Here is a 14077-nt window from a genome sequence, read left to right as displayed (position 1 = left end):
CGCAAGTCACCTTTATCTTGCTGTTTTATGTGCGAATTACTGGGCATGTCGGCCAATGTACCGACAGATATCTGCTTTAGCTTTAAAGGATTGCGCGAGCGCGGAGGGCGCACCGGGCCGCACCGCGATGGTTGGGGCGTGGCCTTTTACCAGAACAAAGGGGTTTGCACCTTTAAAGATCCTATGCCCAGCCATGAATCCGAAGTGGCCAGACTGGTCTCGGACTATCCGATCAAAAGCACCGCTGTGGTCGCTCACATCCGTCAGGCCAATCGTGGCCGCGTAGGGCTGGAGAATACCCACCCCTTCACCCGCGAATTGTGGGGACGCTACTGGACCTATGCCCACAACGGCCAGCTAAAAGATCACCAAAGTCTGCCAACCGCTCGTTTTACCCCTGTGGGCACCACCGACAGTGAACGCGCCTTCTGCTTTTTGCTCAGTGAACTGGATAAACACTATCCGAACAAACCCAAGAGCCGCCGTCAGGCGTTTAACTTTGTCCGCAAAAAAGCCGACATCCTGCGGGAAATGGGGGTGTTTAATATGTTGCTGTCCGACGGGGAATACCTTTTAGCTTATTGCACCACCAAGCTACACTGGATCACCCGGCGTGCGCCTTTTGGTATTGCCAGATTGTCAGATATTGATGTGGACATCGATTTCACCCGTGAAACCACCCCTAACGATGTGGTCACCGTTATCGCCACCGAACCCCTTACCTGCAACGAGCAATGGCATAAGATGCAACCTGGGCAGTGGCAACTGTTTCATCGGGGCGAGGCCATAGGCCACAAACAGGAGTAACACTATGCCCTCTTTGGATATCCTACTGACCTTTTCATTGGCTGCGCTGTTACTCAGCCTATCACCCGGCCCATCGAATCTGTACATTATGGCCCGTAGCCTGTCGCAGGGACATCAGGCGGGCGTTGCCGCAGCAGGCGGACTGGCCATAGGTTCATTTATCTATGTTATCGCCACAGCATTGGGACTGGCGGCCATATTCAAATACTCCCCGCTGGCTTATACCCTACTTAAGCTCGCTGGTGCCGCTTACCTGATTTATCTGGGCATAAGTTATTTAATGGCTAAACCCGATGGGCAGCCACAGCAAACCAGGTTAAAACCCTGGAGCAAGGCTCGCATTTTCCGCCAAAGCGTTGTGGTTGAACTAACCAACCCCAAAACCGCATTGTTCTTCCTGGCCTTTTTACCACAATTTGTCAGGCCAGAGGCCGGCCCCATTAGCAGCCAATTGCTGGTACTGGGCATGGTGTATATGCTTATCGCATTATGCTGCGATTTACTGGTGGCGTTGTTGTCACACAAATTAGGTAACTGGTTGTCGCAACATGCCCAGTTTCCGTTATGGCAGGACAGAATATCCGGCAGCATTTTACTCGGTCTTGGGGCGCTGATTGGCTACGAAGAATTGCTGGGAGAAAACAGCGTTCACGAATCAGTGGGGTAGCCACTGTACAAACTGAAAATTGAATGACCCCGTCAGGTAACATACAAACGCTAAGGATAGTCTTTGTCTATCCGCGTTATTTTTCCTGAAAGCCGTTTACCTGACACGCGCCTTAAGGTACAAAGGCGCGCAAATCTGGAGGAGAAGAGAGTGACCATGGCAACTTTGGCAATTTTGGTAGGACTGGTTCTACTGGTATGGAGCGCAGACAAATTCGTCGAAGGGGCAGCGGCCACGGCTAAGCATATGGGCATGCCTTCGTTGCTGATTGGTATTGTAATTATCGGTTTCGGTACATCCGCACCTGAGATGGTGGTCTCGGCCCTTGCCGCATCAGATGGCAATCCAGGCCTGGCATTGGGCAATGCTTACGGCTCGAATATCACCAACATTGCTCTGATCCTGGGTGTTACCGCTTTAATTGCTCCCATTGCCGTGCAATCCCAGATTATTCGTAAAGAATTACCCATTCTCCTGGCCGTCACTTTGCTGGCAGGCTGGCTGATTTATGATGGGCATCTAGGCGGAGTAGATGCGGCAATCTTACTCGTGGTTCTGCTTGGCCTTATGGGGTGGTCTATCAAAGAAGGCCTGAGTCAGCGCCAAGACATCCTGGCCAGTGAGGTCGACGATGAGCTGGACAGCCATCCCATGTCACTGAAACTGGCGGTCATCTGGTTAGTCATCGGCCTGCTGTTCTTAGTGTTGAGCTCCCGCATGCTGGTATGGGGTGCAGTCACTGTGGCTCAATCCTTAGGGGTTAGCGATCTGATCATCGGCCTGACTATTGTGGCCATCGGCACCTCATTGCCCGAACTTGCCTCCTCCATTATGGCCGCCAAGAAAGGTGAACATGACTTGGCGATTGGCAACGTTATCGGCTCCAACCTGTTTAATACCCTGGCGGTGGTAGGTATCGCTGCCGGTATCCACCCGCTGACCGTTGAATCAGAAGTATTAACCCGTGATTGGGCGCTGATGCTGGTGCTCACTGTCGGGTTGCTGGTGATGGCAATAGGTATCAAGGGCCCCGGTCGCATTACGCGCTTGGAGGGCGCGGTACTACTGGGGATCTATTTCAGTTACACTGGCTACCTGGGCTACGGCATCATTTCTCACTAGGAGGTAGGCCATGCTGAAACTATTCAGAATCGAGCGGGGCCTGATCCGAGAGCTGGCCTGTGACGATATGCCACTGGACCAAACCCTGCCCCAGGCCCATTGGCTGGACGCCCAGGAGCCGGAAGATGATGAGCGTGACGCGCTGCAACAGATGATGCGGTTGGATCTGCCGGAATTAGATGAGATGGAGGAAATTGAAGCCTCAGCTCGTTACTTCGTTGATCAGGCCGGTATTCACGTACACTCCTTGTTCCTGACCCAAAGCGAAGGCCGTCATGTTACCTCCTCGGTGGCCTGTATTCTGCAGCCCAATCGACTCATCACCATACGCGATACTGAACTGGCTGATTTTCGTTTGCTACGCATGCGAGCCAGACGTGGCCAAGTTGAAAGCCACTCCCCTGCCGAGCTGCTAATCACCTTACTGGAGCAAAAGGTCGAGAACCTGGCAGATAATCTCGAAGATATTCACCGTAACCTCGAAAAAACCAGTTATCTGGTGCTGGAGGAAGAAGGTTCCGATCTGGAAGAAGCCATCGCTCAGTTGGCTAAGTCAGAAGACAGTAACGGTAAAATTCGTTTGTGCCTAATGGATACTCAGCGGGCTATTTCTTTCTTGTTACGCCATTTGCGAGATGCCCCTGAGCTGCATGAATCATGCCGCGAAATCATGCGCGACATCGACACTTTGATGGCTCACACGACCTTTTTGTTCGACAAGATTAACTTCCTGATGGACTCCACCCAGGGCTTTATCAATATCGAACAAAACCAGATCATTAAAATATTCTCTATCGCGGCGGTGGTGTTTTTACCACCAACTTTGGTGGCTAGTATTTACGGTATGAACTTTGAGCATATGCCTGAGCTACAATGGATGCTGGGCTATCCCTGGGCGCTGGGCTTAATGGTACTGTCGGGCATTACCCCTTATCTGTTCTTTAAATACAAAGGTTGGCTGTAGTTTCACCTGTCGGTGCTCGGTAAGAGCATCGACAGACCAATAAATTAACGCAACTTTTACGCCGCCGGTGCGCGGCTTGTTGTAAATTGATACTACACAACAACAACCTGAGTCCATGGCAGTTTGCGGACCTTCAAACACATTAACCCTTATGTTTTTGCCCTGCTGACTATGCTGCTGACCACTTTGGTCAGTTACCTGCTTGATTGGTGGTTTTTGCCCAAACTGGCTACACTGCTGATACTGCAGTTAGGCGTTGCCACTGTGGCACTGCGTGGTGATCGCCTGCCGGCCATTCTTGCGGCGCTGATAGGGGCGTTGAACTTCAACTATTTGTTTACCCAGCCAAGATATTCCCTGCATATGACCGATGCTGACGATATCGTCAATATGTTGGTGTTTCTGGTTATCGCCCTAATCACCAGTCACCTGGCCGCCTACTATCGCAGCCAACAGGAAGCCCTGCGCCAGGCGCAGCTTCGCTCCACTGTGCTGCTGTCTGTCTCTCATGATCTTCGCACTCCCTTGGCCACTATTATCGGCACCCTGAGTACCCTGCAATCCTATGCCGGCAAGTTACCAAGCGAAGATCAGCAAGAGTTACTGCAAGGCGCACTGGATGAAAGCCACCGGTTGCACCGCTACATCGAAAACCTGTTGCAGGCCACTAAGCTGCAACAGGGGCAGATGCGATTTTCCACTACCATGCAATCTGTCGCTCCTATCGTTCAGGCGGTAGTGAGCAGGTTGGACAATCCCCGGCTTCAGGTCCGGCTGGATGCTAACTTGCCGGATATACCAGTACGGGAATCCCTGCTGGAGCAAGCCCTTTACAACCTGGTAGACAATGCCCTTAAGTATTCGGAATCCGAGGTCAATATAGTGGTCAGTGCCGATTTGAACGGCCTGGACATCAAGGTGGAAGATCAGGGACCAGGCATTCCTGCCGCAGATCACGGCAAAGTATTTGAGCTGTTCTATTCCACCCGCAAGGGGGACAAGGGTGAAGGCGGCACCGGCTTGGGACTGGCAGTGGCAGCAGGTATTGTCCGTGCCCATCAGGGCAAGCTCGCGATATTAGCGTCGGCACAAGGATGCACTATGGGTATACGCCTGCCGTTACAACAGGGAAGCAGCCATGCATAAAATTCTGGTTATTGACGATGAACCGCAAATCCAGCGCTTTATGCGTATTTCACTGACCGCCGAGCATTTTTGTTACCTGGAAGCACTAACGGCAGCACAAGGTATGCAGCAAATGCAGGAGCAGGAGCCACATCTGGTGATTCTGGACTTAGGCTTACCAGATAAAGATGGCTTTAGTTTACTGACAGAACTGCGCCAAATCAGCCAGGTCCCGGTATTAGTGCTTACTGCCAGGGATGAAGAAGAGGAAAAAGTTCGTTTGCTGGAAGGCGGCGCTAACGATTATCTGAGTAAGCCTTTTGGTATCAAAGAGCTAATCGCCCGCATACGGGTGCTGCTGCGCGATCTTGGCCCAATGATACCGCAAACCAGACTGGAATTTGATGGACTTAGTCTGGATATTGACAATCACCAGGTCTGGCGTGAGGGACAAGCCGTTGCCCTGTCTCGTAAGGAGTTTGCCCTACTAAGCTATCTAGCCAGCCGCCCAGGCAAGCTGGTAACCCAACAGCAACTGCTGAGCAATATTTGGGGTGATACCCACACCGAAGACACCCATTACCTGCGCATTTTCATCAGTCAGTTAAGGCGTAAACTGGCCGATGATGCAGGCAGTCCAAAACTGATCCAGACCGAGCCGGGCGTCGGTTATCGCTTTATCGCCGAGCCAGGTAAACAAGGCTCTTAGCAGCATGGTCAAGCTGGACAAGGTAGTAAAATTGCTGGCCATGCCTATGTTATGGATGGGTATAGTGCAGTTGGTATTTTCTCTGCTGTCCCTGGTGCTGTTTCGCGACAAGATGGCAGCGCGCTTTTTTGAGCCAGCCTGCTTTATGCTGATTCTGGCGCTGGTCATTAACTTTCTGTTGAAAGACACCGATCTGAGCCGAATTGGCTTTCGTGATGCGCTGCTGTTTGCCACTCTGACCTGGGCGTTAACCGGTGTATTGGGCGCCTTTCCCGTTATGCTGGTGACCGGGGTTAGCTTTACCGACGCGGTGTTTGAGTCCGTCAGCGCCCTGACCACCACAGGTGCCACTGTGCTAACCGGCTTAGATGCCATGCCTAAATCCTTTCTGATGTACCGCCAATTTCTGCAGTGGATGGGCGGTCTGGGTGTGGTGATCTTTGTGGTTGCCGTGTTACCCATGCTAAACGTTGGCGGGATGCGGTTGCTCAAGGCGGAAACACCGGGCCCGGTGAAAGACGATAAACTATCGCCGCGTATTGCAAACACTGCCCATTATTTGTGGTTTATCTATTTGTTGATCACATTTTTGTGCGCGTTGTCTTACTATTTTGGCGGTATGAGTGCCTATGACGCCATAGCGCATAGTTTTACCACGGTTTCTACTGGCGGATTCTCTACCCATGATGCCAGTATGTGGTATTTCGAGAGTCATTTGCTACTGGCCATTTCCAATCTATTTATGCTATTAGGTGCCATCAGCTTCGGCCTGCATTTTCGCGTCTTGCATGGCAAAGCGCCGTATTTGTATTGGCGGGATGAAGAAACCCGGGTGTTTATCCTCATCGTTGCAGCATTGTCTGTGGCTCTAGCGCTGTATCTGCTTGTGGGAAGCCGCTATGACTCCTTGGAATCCTTTAGTTTTGCGGCCTTTCATGTGGTGTCTTTTATTACCAGCACAGGCTTTGGCGCGGCAGATTTAAGCAGTTGGCCGGCTGCCAGTGCTATGTTTCTGGTTTTTTGTGCCTACCTTGGCGGATGTGCCGGCTCCACCGCCGGTGGCAATAAAATAATTCGCGATATCATCACCTTTAAATTGATCCGGCGTGAAATGCAGCAGCTTATTCACCCTCGCGCCATGTTGCCACTGCGTTACCAGAATAAAGCCGTAGACAACGAGGTCCGCAGTGCAGTAATGGGCTTTATGTCATTTGCCGCAGGCTCGTCTTTAGTACTGACCTTGTTATTAATGCAGACTGGTCTGGATTTCTGGTCAAGCTTTACGGCTGTGGCAGCCTGCATCAACGTGCTGGGGCCGGGATTTGGCCAGGTAGGCAGCAATTTCCTGCCGGTCAGCGACGCTGGCATATGGCTGCTCAGCGTCGCTATGCTCCTCGGACGACTGGAATATTTTACCGTTCTGGCGCTGTTTTCCCCCTTGTTCTGGCGTCGTTAACCTAAGGACTCCCTATATGGCACATTTTACCGTTATTGGTCTGGGACGCTTTGGCATCACTGCAAGCCTGGAACTGATTCATCTGGGGCACACCGTGACAGGCGTCGACAGTGCCGAGAAACTGGCCGAGCAATATGCTGAAGAACTCACCCATACCGTGATCTGCGACGCCACCGATGAACGCGCACTCAAAGAACTGAACCTGACCAATAGCGATGCCGTATTGGTGGCCATAGGCGAAGATATGCAGGCCAGTCTGCTATGTACCCTGCACCTTAAAAACCTCGGCGTGCAGGAGCTTTGGGTAAAAGCCAACACCAGCGCTCATCACACTATATTGTCTAAGCTGGGGGTATCGCGCATTATTCACCCCGAAGAAGACATGGGGGTGCGGGTGGCCCAGGCATTGAATTACCCAATGGTTAACGATTACCTGTCAATAGGCCATGGCTACTATGTGGTGGAAGTGCATATCGCTGACAAGCTGAGCGGTCTGACTCTTGCAGAACTGCTGGGTGATAACTTGCGGATTGTGGAAACCTTACTGGTGAAGCGTGAGCAGGAATTGTTCACCAAGCCGGACGAACAATTCACCCTGCGCGGCAAAGATATTGCGCTGTTCTGCGGTACACGGGCGGTTTTGAAAAGTCTGGCACCCAGGTTGGTTTAACTGATGGTGCAGTGGCAACCCAGAGTGCGCCGTCTGGAGCGTAAACCAAAAGCGTCGAAGAAAATCCATGCAGCCCCTCCTTTAGTGCTTTGTGGCGGGTTTGTGATACTGATATTGCTTGGCATGCTGTTGTTAAAGCTGCCTTTTGCCACTACACACCCCATAGGATGGATGCAGAGCCTGTTTACTGCCACCTCAGCGGTAACCGTTACTGGTCTGGTGGTAGTGGATACAGGTTCTGCTTTTACTTTGTTTGGGCAATTGGTGATTGCGGTACTTATTCAGTTGGGTGGTTTGGGACTGATGACCTTTGCCGTAGTAACGCTGCTGGCTCTCGGTGGAAAAATCGGCTTTTTCCAGCAGACAATAGTGAAAGAAGCATTCAATCAGACTGACACGTCCACCTTAGTGAACACCGCAAAGTCGGTGCTATGGTTTTCGCTGTTTGTAGAAAGCATCGGCATGCTCATCCTTACCCTTTATTGGGCCCCTGAACTGGGTTGGCACACCAGCCTGTTGCACGGTTTTTTCTATACCATATCGGCTTTTAACAATGCTGGTTTTGCCTTGAGTCCTGACAGCCTGATGCCTTACGTAGCCGATCCTGTCATCAACCTAACTATTACTGCATTATTTATCACTGGCGGCCTTGGATTCTCTGTTTGGTTGGAACTGTGGCGCAAACGTTGCTGGCGTAAGCTTAGCCTGTACAGTCGGTTAATGTTGACCGGGACCTTACTCATCAATGTTATTGCCTTGTTAGCCATTTACTGGATTGAATACGACAACCCTGCCACTCTCGGTGCGTTGAATAGCAGCGGAAAATGGCTGGCGGCCTGGTTCCAGGCGGTGACACCCAGGACGGCGGGCTTTAATACTCTGGCTATTCACGAACTGGAAGACGCCACCACAGCACTGACATTGCTGTTAATGTTTATTGGCGGCGGATCGTTAAGCACCGCTAGTGGTATCAAGGTAGTGACCTTTATGGTGTTGGTGCTCGCAACCTACAGTTTCCTGCGGCGTGACGCTGCTGTCACAGCCTTTGGCCGCACCATGCCCACCAGTACAGTGCAAAAGGCATTGGCGTTAACCGTTATCTCGGTGGGTGTCACCTGGATTTCAATATTCTTACTATTGATCACCGAACAGGCGGCCTTTATCGATGTGGTGTTCGAAGCAGTTTCTGCCCTTGGCACTGTAGGACTGTCCCGGGGACTCACCGCCAACCTTTCGCCAGCAGGGGAACTGATTATCATCTTTCTGATGTTTATGGGACGACTAGGGCCGTTAACCCTCGCCTATTTCCTAGCCAGTCCAAGAAGCAGAACGATAGCGTATCCGGAGTCCAGATTGGCCGTAGGTTAATGCGATATATTGTGCTTGTGCATCACACTGGCAGCAGGAATGCGGACTTTAAAAAGGTTACAGCAAAAATCAACCGGTTCACTCCCCTTACCGTGTAATTTCCTTGTCGGGTCAATTTAGATCACTGTGCGCCAGCGCACAGACCGTTAATCTAAATCCGTGAATATGGCAGAAATTTACCTCAGGCTGCAACGGCGGTTGTTATATTTAGGAGAACACAATGCTGGTAACTTTTTCCTGCCAAATGTACGGCGACGTCACCTTCTTTGGTGGCGCGGCAGTATCCCTGCTAAAAATGATGGGCCGCAGCGGAGCAGTGCCCGGTGCGATATCGGCCGAAGATGTACCAGAAGCGCTGAAACAGCTAACTGACGCCGTTAAGACGTTACCTGGGGACGACCAGGCAAGCGACGATCAAGAGGAAAGGCCAGTCCCCCTCAAGGATCGCGCAGCCCCCTTGCTGGAACTACTGAAAGCGGCCGCCAGCGCTAACGTTTATGTGATGTGGGAATAAAATACTGCATACCGTGGGTGACTATTGCCGGATCTGTGGCGATTGGTGAGGGGGAATTTATCACTTTGCTGCCAAATATAGGGCTGTAAAGAAATATGGCTGGGGCTGAGTATCGAGGGAACCAATATTTCGCACATCAAGCGTTACTCTCAAATGCCTCCCGCAAGGTTCTGATACCCTGCCACTTAAGCGAACCACTGTCAGTTTTGGGCCAGTGCAGAAGAGCTTTCGTAGGGATACACTTCGAATCGGTTGCGCCCCTTCTTTTTAGCCAGATACATGGCCTGATCAGCATGCCTGAACATCATGTCACTGTTTTCGGCATCGCAGGGAAAAACGCTGATTCCTATACTCAGACTGATCACCACGACTTGGTTATCCAGTTGATGAGGCATGCTAAAAGCATCGAGGATTTTTTGCGCCACTTGCTCACAATCGCCAAAATTAGCCACTTCTGTCAGTAGAATTGTAAATTCATCACCTCCGTGGCGACACACCGTGTCGCTGGTCCGAACACAGTCAACTAACCTACCTGAAACAGATTTAAGCAACTGGTCACCGGCATCGTGCCCCAATGAATCGTTAACCAACTTAAAATGGTCTAAATCAACAAACAACAGGCCTACCTGCTTGTGGTGCCGAATAGCTAAACGGATGGCCAGGTTTAAGCGTTCCATAAGCAGGGCACGATTAGGCAAATCAGTAAGATAATCATAATTGGCCTGATGATAAATTTTCCTTATGGTCATAATGTTTCGGCTGGCTTTGTGCAATACCAATACTGCGCCAGTATTGATGCCTGCCTGATCTAATATTGGTGCCACCGAGTTTCTGACATGGGTTTTTTCACCATTTTTGTGGATCAGTTGTGAATGCCATTGTTGGGGTACCGTTTTGTTGTTTGCGATGGCTTGCTCCATCTGGTTGATGAGCGCTTGTCCGCTGGGATCCTGAGCAACTTCAAGTATGCTGGAAAGCGGCCGTCCAATGGCGTCACTTCGCTTAAGGCCGATCAAGTATTCAGCCATGTTATTAATGTAGGTAACGAGTCCTTGCCTGTTACAACTGATGACCGCTTCTTCCATTGCACTTAGGGCTTGATGAGCCAAACAAGTTTGTTGAGTGTGTTTAGCATGACGTAGCTGGTAGTCGGACAACCAGGCCAACACCAGAGCCAGCCATTTATGCCGACCTGATAATTTGAAGGGCAGCAGCAATAAAAGGGTTTTAGGGGAAATTCGCTGGAATGCATGCACGTCGATGCGGGCTAAGTCCTCACTTGGCAGTCCGATTATCAGAGTGTTAACTTTGTGGCTGCGAGCAAAGGTTAGTGCAGCCTCTGGCGTGCGCACCCTACACAGGCGCAGCCCTGGCATCGACAATGCTATATTGTGGCCCAGAATGTTGGCGGTCACTTGCTCCCGAATTACGATCAACACATCGATATTTTGTTTCATTATGACCTTCCGCTGTTCGTCCGGTTTGCGCCGCGATGGCAGACAGCACTTTCTTAGTGTTTACCTAAGGATTCTTCCTGACTTAATGTTTCCTCGCCAAAGTTTGACAACAAGGTCTTGCGCTGTAAGTCATCTAACAGTTCCATGAGTGAAGTGCGTTGATATTGCAAATAGTGGGTTCTGGACACGATATCCGCCAGCTCGATTTTATGCTCCGCCATCCACAGCAAATACTGGAACTGTTGCGGGTCGCGCCCGTCATTTTGTTCCAGCGCACGAACTGCTGCAAAGGCCGCATCAAATTCCGGATTGGCCAGGCTGGATATTCGATTGTTGACTTTCAGGCTATTCAAACGCTGCTTAACATGTGTTACGTCGGATATAACAGGCAATGTGCCAGAACAGGCCATACAAACAATCAAGGTGAAACATATAAGTGCCGAATGCTTAAAGTGACCATCCAAAGGCAGACCCGCGCTGGGGGGCAATAATGTATTCATGGCCTTATGCCATTGCTGTGTTGTCGGGCCAGTCTTAGCAGATCAATACGAGTTCGTAGTTCGTCATTCAGCACTTCTGCCTGATGCAAGCTGGCCTTTGCCAATGCCAGTTGAGCAATGAGCCTGGCCCTTTCGGCCAGTCGTGTGGCAACCACTATCTGCTTGCGTTCTTGTGCATATTTTGCCTGGTTAAGCAATTGTTGAGCCTGCATTAGTTCAGATGCAGACAACGGCAAATCTGATTGCTGCAATTGCACAAGCCCCTGCTTAACCTCTTCAATAATCAAGTCAGGCGATGGCGGCTGAGTGACACAGGCGCTAACATAAAGCAGGATTGCCAATACAGTTAACTTGCCTTGTCGAACACAACGTCTTGGATTTTCAGGAGTAAACACCCCACAAATTTTTTCCATCGTGACCTCCTAAGAACCTGAGCATTCGCATGCCGTTATCGAAGTCTATAACTGCAACAACCTGGCCGTGCCACACCCGACGATCCTTGTCCTATACTGAAAACAGGCTGAAATACAAACATCTTATTTTGAAGTATGCTTAGCAACATAGTGCTGGTCTGTTCGCTTTCGCACATAGACTGCGTTTTACTTAAACTTCCTTATAATTAGCCTGCTCAGGAATCTGATGAAAATAAAACCGACAAAGCATCGGACACCAAACTGGTAGGAGTTGGGCGAACTATGCCGATGTGTTGGAAAAGTTACCGCGAATACCTTTTAATGGTTGTGTTCGCTATCGTACAGAAAGGTGTTCTGAAGCTGGTTATTGTGTCTCTTCTACCAATGCTTAAACTTTTTGTCCGGAGAAACACATGACTGAGCAAATACCAACGCATCCCTTCAAAGCAACGGCCCCTTTACATTCACCGCTAGGGCAGGCCAATCCGTCCGATGTCAGCCCACATTGGCCTAAAGCACTGGTCCAGTCAGCTGTTTTTCTGAAGAAATCTCAACCAGCGGACATTGTTGAGATTGTTATGGATAGTAAACAGCCTTAACACTAAAACCTGCTAGCGACAGGCATAGCAGACATTGCCATTCAAATTCGATGCCTGACATGCCCTTTAGCTGATTGAGGAGATTTCATGCCTATGAGTCACCCTGTCCCAACAGACAACAAGCTGCTGGCGGCCTTAACTTTGGAAGCACAGCAACGACTATTCCCCAGCCTCAGACTGACGGAGTTACCTTTGGGCAAAGTTGTTTACGAATCCGGTCAGCAGTTAAATACCGTGTATTTCCCTGTCGATTGTATCGTATCTCTGCTGTATGTAATGGAGGACGGAGCCTCCGCCGAAATTTCTGTGGTTGGCAATGAAGGTATTGTCGGTATTGCAGTATTTATGGGCGGGGACAGCACCCCCAGTCAGGCCATAGTGCAAAGCGGCGGCTGGGCATTTCAGATGCCAGCCAGCCAGATGCGCATGGATTTTAATGCATCGCCAGAGCTACGTATGTTGATGTTACGCTATACCCAGTCACTAATTACCCAAATGGCGCAAACGGCAGTTTGTAACCGCCATCATTCCATTGATCAACAATTATGCCGCTGGCTGCTGTTGTCGCTGGATCGCTTGCCAAGCAATCAGTTAACCATGACCCAGGAGCTGATTGCCAATATGCTTGGCGTCAGGCGGGAGGGCGTAACAGAAGCAGCAGGAAAACTTCAGCGAGCAGGGGTAATTACTTATAGCCGCGGACATATCACCGTTGTCGACCGTTCTAAGTTGGAACAACTCAGTTGTGAGTGCTATCAGGTCGTCAAAACGGAAACAGACCGCCTTGCGGCTTACACCAGAACAACAACACATAACTAGCTTAAAAGCGATATTCCAATAGACCTCTAACCAAGAACAACAGCTGCTGTGGGCATACAGCCCCTCGATGCCAAACTAACATCTGTGTCTGGGTTGTGAATGGGAGATACTCTGTTTATGCCAGCATTGTCGAGTTTACAAAATAGATTGCTCTGTCAATTGCCGCGCAAACAATATATGGCGTTTGTTGAACTCTGCAATGTCGAGAAATTGCATGTTGGTCAATGCTTACATGAGGTTGGCAAGGACATCCGCAAAGTGTACTTTCCGTTAACCGGGTATGCAGGCTTGCATGCGGCCCATGAAGATAAGCAACATACAGATGTAACCTTGTTAGGCTGCGAAGGGGTAATAGGTGCAAGTGTTTTACTGGGCGTACGTCGCGCACCTTTTGGCGTGATCGTTCAGGGAGCAGGACTGGCGCTATCGCTGTCGCCACTGACGTTTATCAGGCAAGTAAAATTAAGCAAAGAACTTCGACGGGTTATAAAACTTTACCTCTTTTTACAACTGGGACAATTGACGCTGAGTGCAGCTTGCCTCTCCCATCATGATGTCAGGTCGCGATTAGCCCGCTGGTTGCTGATGGGACATGACCGCGCAGACAAGAGTATCTTAATCCTCACCCACTTAGCACTGGCGCAAATGCTGGGAGTAAGGCGCAGTGCCGTCACCCTGGCGGCAAGACAATTGCAGGAAAATGGTGTGATCCGGTATCAGCGAGGCCGCATAGAAGTGATTTCAAGATCAGGACTCGAAAGTTACAGTTGCAACTGTTACCGCACAGAAATAGATAACTACAACGTTTGTTTACCATTACGACACCACCACACGGGCTAATCCAAGCAAAAAGTCATTAGGAAAGGGTAACAACTTTTATGAGTTGT

16 protein-coding genes are annotated in these 14077 nt (G+C 50.2%); 13 read left to right on the top strand and 3 right to left on the bottom strand.

Features of this window, described 5'->3' with window-relative positions; all coding sequences use genetic code 11:
- Window positions 1–27 precede the first annotated feature (27 nt).
- The 10 genes from J0A65_RS00940 to J0A65_RS00895 all read left to right on the top strand — a co-directional run bounded on the left by J0A65_RS00940 (window position 28) and on the right by J0A65_RS00895 (window position 9402).
- Window positions 28–807: a class II glutamine amidotransferase gene (locus J0A65_RS00940; RefSeq protein WP_206592233.1), complete on the top strand. Its 780-nt coding sequence runs from the start codon at window positions 28–30 to the stop codon at window positions 805–807.
- A 4-nt stretch (window positions 808–811) separates the two neighbouring features.
- Window positions 812–1474 (top strand): LysE family translocator, encoded by a 663-nt coding sequence (locus J0A65_RS00935; protein WP_206592232.1) that lies wholly within the window; start codon window positions 812–814, stop codon window positions 1472–1474.
- Window positions 1475–1624: 150 nt separating this feature from the next.
- Window positions 1625–2596: a calcium/sodium antiporter gene (locus J0A65_RS00930; RefSeq protein ID WP_206592231.1), complete on the top strand. Its 972-nt coding sequence runs from the start codon at window positions 1625–1627 to the stop codon at window positions 2594–2596.
- Window positions 2597–2606: 10 nt separating this feature from the next.
- Window positions 2607–3560, top strand: a complete 954-nt coding sequence (corA, locus tag J0A65_RS00925) for a magnesium/cobalt transporter CorA (protein ID WP_206592230.1) — start codon at window positions 2607–2609, stop codon at window positions 3558–3560.
- A 123-nt stretch (window positions 3561–3683) separates the two neighbouring features.
- The gene (locus J0A65_RS00920; RefSeq protein WP_206592229.1) at window positions 3684–4706 is read left to right on the top strand and encodes a sensor histidine kinase; all 1023 of its coding nucleotides are present in this window, start codon (window positions 3684–3686) and stop codon (window positions 4704–4706) included.
- Entirely contained in the window at window positions 4699–5394 is a 696-nt protein-coding gene (locus tag J0A65_RS00915; RefSeq protein ID WP_206592228.1) for a response regulator, read from the top strand. The genes J0A65_RS00920 and J0A65_RS00915 overlap by 8 nt, the downstream gene beginning before the upstream one ends.
- 4 nt (window positions 5395–5398) lie before the next feature.
- Complete coding sequence (locus tag J0A65_RS00910; RefSeq protein ID WP_206592227.1) at window positions 5399–6850, top strand: TrkH family potassium uptake protein; 1452 nt, start codon at window positions 5399–5401, stop codon at window positions 6848–6850.
- 16 nt (window positions 6851–6866) lie between these two features.
- Window positions 6867–7520 carry a potassium channel family protein gene (locus J0A65_RS00905; RefSeq protein WP_206592226.1) on the top strand — a complete coding sequence of 218 codons (654 nt, stop codon included), beginning with the start codon at window positions 6867–6869 and terminating at the stop codon, window positions 7518–7520.
- A gap of 3 nt (window positions 7521–7523) precedes the next feature.
- Window positions 7524–8888 (top strand): TrkH family potassium uptake protein, encoded by a 1365-nt coding sequence (locus tag J0A65_RS00900; RefSeq protein WP_206592225.1) that lies wholly within the window; start codon window positions 7524–7526, stop codon window positions 8886–8888.
- A gap of 220 nt (window positions 8889–9108) precedes the next feature.
- Complete coding sequence (locus J0A65_RS00895; RefSeq protein WP_206592224.1) at window positions 9109–9402, top strand: DUF1840 domain-containing protein; 294 nt, start codon at window positions 9109–9111, stop codon at window positions 9400–9402.
- Window positions 9403–9602: 200 nt separating this feature from the next.
- Here the strand turns inward: J0A65_RS00895 and J0A65_RS00890 are convergent, their stop codons facing one another.
- Genes J0A65_RS00890 through J0A65_RS00880 form a run of 3 tightly spaced genes read right to left on the bottom strand, consistent with a single transcriptional unit; the run spans window position 9603 to window position 11772 of the window.
- Window positions 9603–10859: a sensor domain-containing diguanylate cyclase gene (locus J0A65_RS00890; RefSeq protein WP_206592223.1), complete on the bottom strand. Its 1257-nt coding sequence runs from the start codon at window positions 10857–10859 to the stop codon at window positions 9603–9605.
- 53 nt (window positions 10860–10912) lie between these two features.
- On the bottom strand, window positions 10913–11359 hold the full coding sequence (locus tag J0A65_RS00885) for a hypothetical protein (RefSeq protein ID WP_206592222.1): 447 nt from the start codon (window positions 11357–11359) through the stop codon (window positions 10913–10915).
- Window positions 11356–11772 (bottom strand): DUF4398 domain-containing protein, encoded by a 417-nt coding sequence (locus tag J0A65_RS00880; RefSeq protein ID WP_206592221.1) that lies wholly within the window; start codon window positions 11770–11772, stop codon window positions 11356–11358. Before J0A65_RS00880 ends, J0A65_RS00885 begins: the two co-directional genes overlap by 4 nt.
- Before the next feature lie 413 nt (window positions 11773–12185).
- On the opposite strand from J0A65_RS00880, the gene J0A65_RS00875 reads away from it, so the two are divergent.
- The 3 genes from J0A65_RS00875 (at window position 12186) to J0A65_RS00865 (ending at window position 14030) form a co-directional block, all read left to right on the top strand.
- Window positions 12186–12371, top strand: coding sequence for a hypothetical protein (locus tag J0A65_RS00875; RefSeq protein ID WP_206592220.1), 186 nt, complete (start codon window positions 12186–12188; stop codon window positions 12369–12371).
- Window positions 12372–12464: 93 nt separating this feature from the next.
- A complete protein-coding gene (locus J0A65_RS00870; protein ID WP_206592219.1) occupies window positions 12465–13190 on the top strand; it encodes a Crp/Fnr family transcriptional regulator in 726 nt (241 codons plus the stop codon).
- 177 nt (window positions 13191–13367) lie between these two features.
- The gene (locus J0A65_RS00865; protein ID WP_206592218.1) at window positions 13368–14030 is read left to right on the top strand and encodes a Crp/Fnr family transcriptional regulator; all 663 of its coding nucleotides are present in this window, start codon (window positions 13368–13370) and stop codon (window positions 14028–14030) included.
- Window positions 14031–14077 lie beyond the last annotated feature (47 nt).

The sequence above is a fragment of the Bowmanella yangjiangensis genome (assembly GCF_017255015.1).
GTDB classification, from domain to species: domain Bacteria; phylum Pseudomonadota; class Gammaproteobacteria; order Enterobacterales; family Alteromonadaceae; genus Bowmanella; species Bowmanella yangjiangensis.
This window is presented reverse-complemented; position numbering and strand designations above follow the sequence as displayed.

Bases quoted from the DNA above. Each gene is read 5' to 3' on its own strand.
- J0A65_RS00890 (WP_206592223.1), bottom strand. From the start codon at position 10,859: ATGAAACAAAATATCGATGTGTTGATCGTAATTCGGGAGCAAGTGACC.
- J0A65_RS00865 (WP_206592218.1), top strand. From the start codon at position 13,368: ATGGCGTTTGTTGAACTCTGCAATGTCGAGAAATTGCATGTTGGTCAA.
- J0A65_RS00870 (WP_206592219.1), top strand. From the start codon at position 12,465: ATGAGTCACCCTGTCCCAACAGACAACAAGCTGCTGGCGGCCTTAACT.
- corA (WP_206592230.1), top strand. From the start codon at position 2,607: ATGCTGAAACTATTCAGAATCGAGCGGGGCCTGATCCGAGAGCTGGCC.
- J0A65_RS00885 (WP_206592222.1), bottom strand. From the start codon at position 11,359: ATGAATACATTATTGCCCCCCAGCGCGGGTCTGCCTTTGGATGGTCAC.
- J0A65_RS00900 (WP_206592225.1), top strand. From the start codon at position 7,524: ATGGTGCAGTGGCAACCCAGAGTGCGCCGTCTGGAGCGTAAACCAAAA.
- J0A65_RS00895 (WP_206592224.1), top strand. From the start codon at position 9,109: ATGCTGGTAACTTTTTCCTGCCAAATGTACGGCGACGTCACCTTCTTT.
- J0A65_RS00935 (WP_206592232.1), top strand. From the start codon at position 812: ATGCCCTCTTTGGATATCCTACTGACCTTTTCATTGGCTGCGCTGTTA.
- J0A65_RS00915 (WP_206592228.1), top strand. From the start codon at position 4,699: ATGCATAAAATTCTGGTTATTGACGATGAACCGCAAATCCAGCGCTTT.
- J0A65_RS00875 (WP_206592220.1), top strand. From the start codon at position 12,186: ATGACTGAGCAAATACCAACGCATCCCTTCAAAGCAACGGCCCCTTTA.
- J0A65_RS00880 (WP_206592221.1), bottom strand. From the start codon at position 11,772: ATGGAAAAAATTTGTGGGGTGTTTACTCCTGAAAATCCAAGACGTTGT.
- J0A65_RS00905 (WP_206592226.1), top strand. From the start codon at position 6,867: ATGGCACATTTTACCGTTATTGGTCTGGGACGCTTTGGCATCACTGCA.
- J0A65_RS00910 (WP_206592227.1), top strand. From the start codon at position 5,399: ATGGTCAAGCTGGACAAGGTAGTAAAATTGCTGGCCATGCCTATGTTA.
- J0A65_RS00940 (WP_206592233.1), top strand. From the start codon at position 28: ATGTGCGAATTACTGGGCATGTCGGCCAATGTACCGACAGATATCTGC.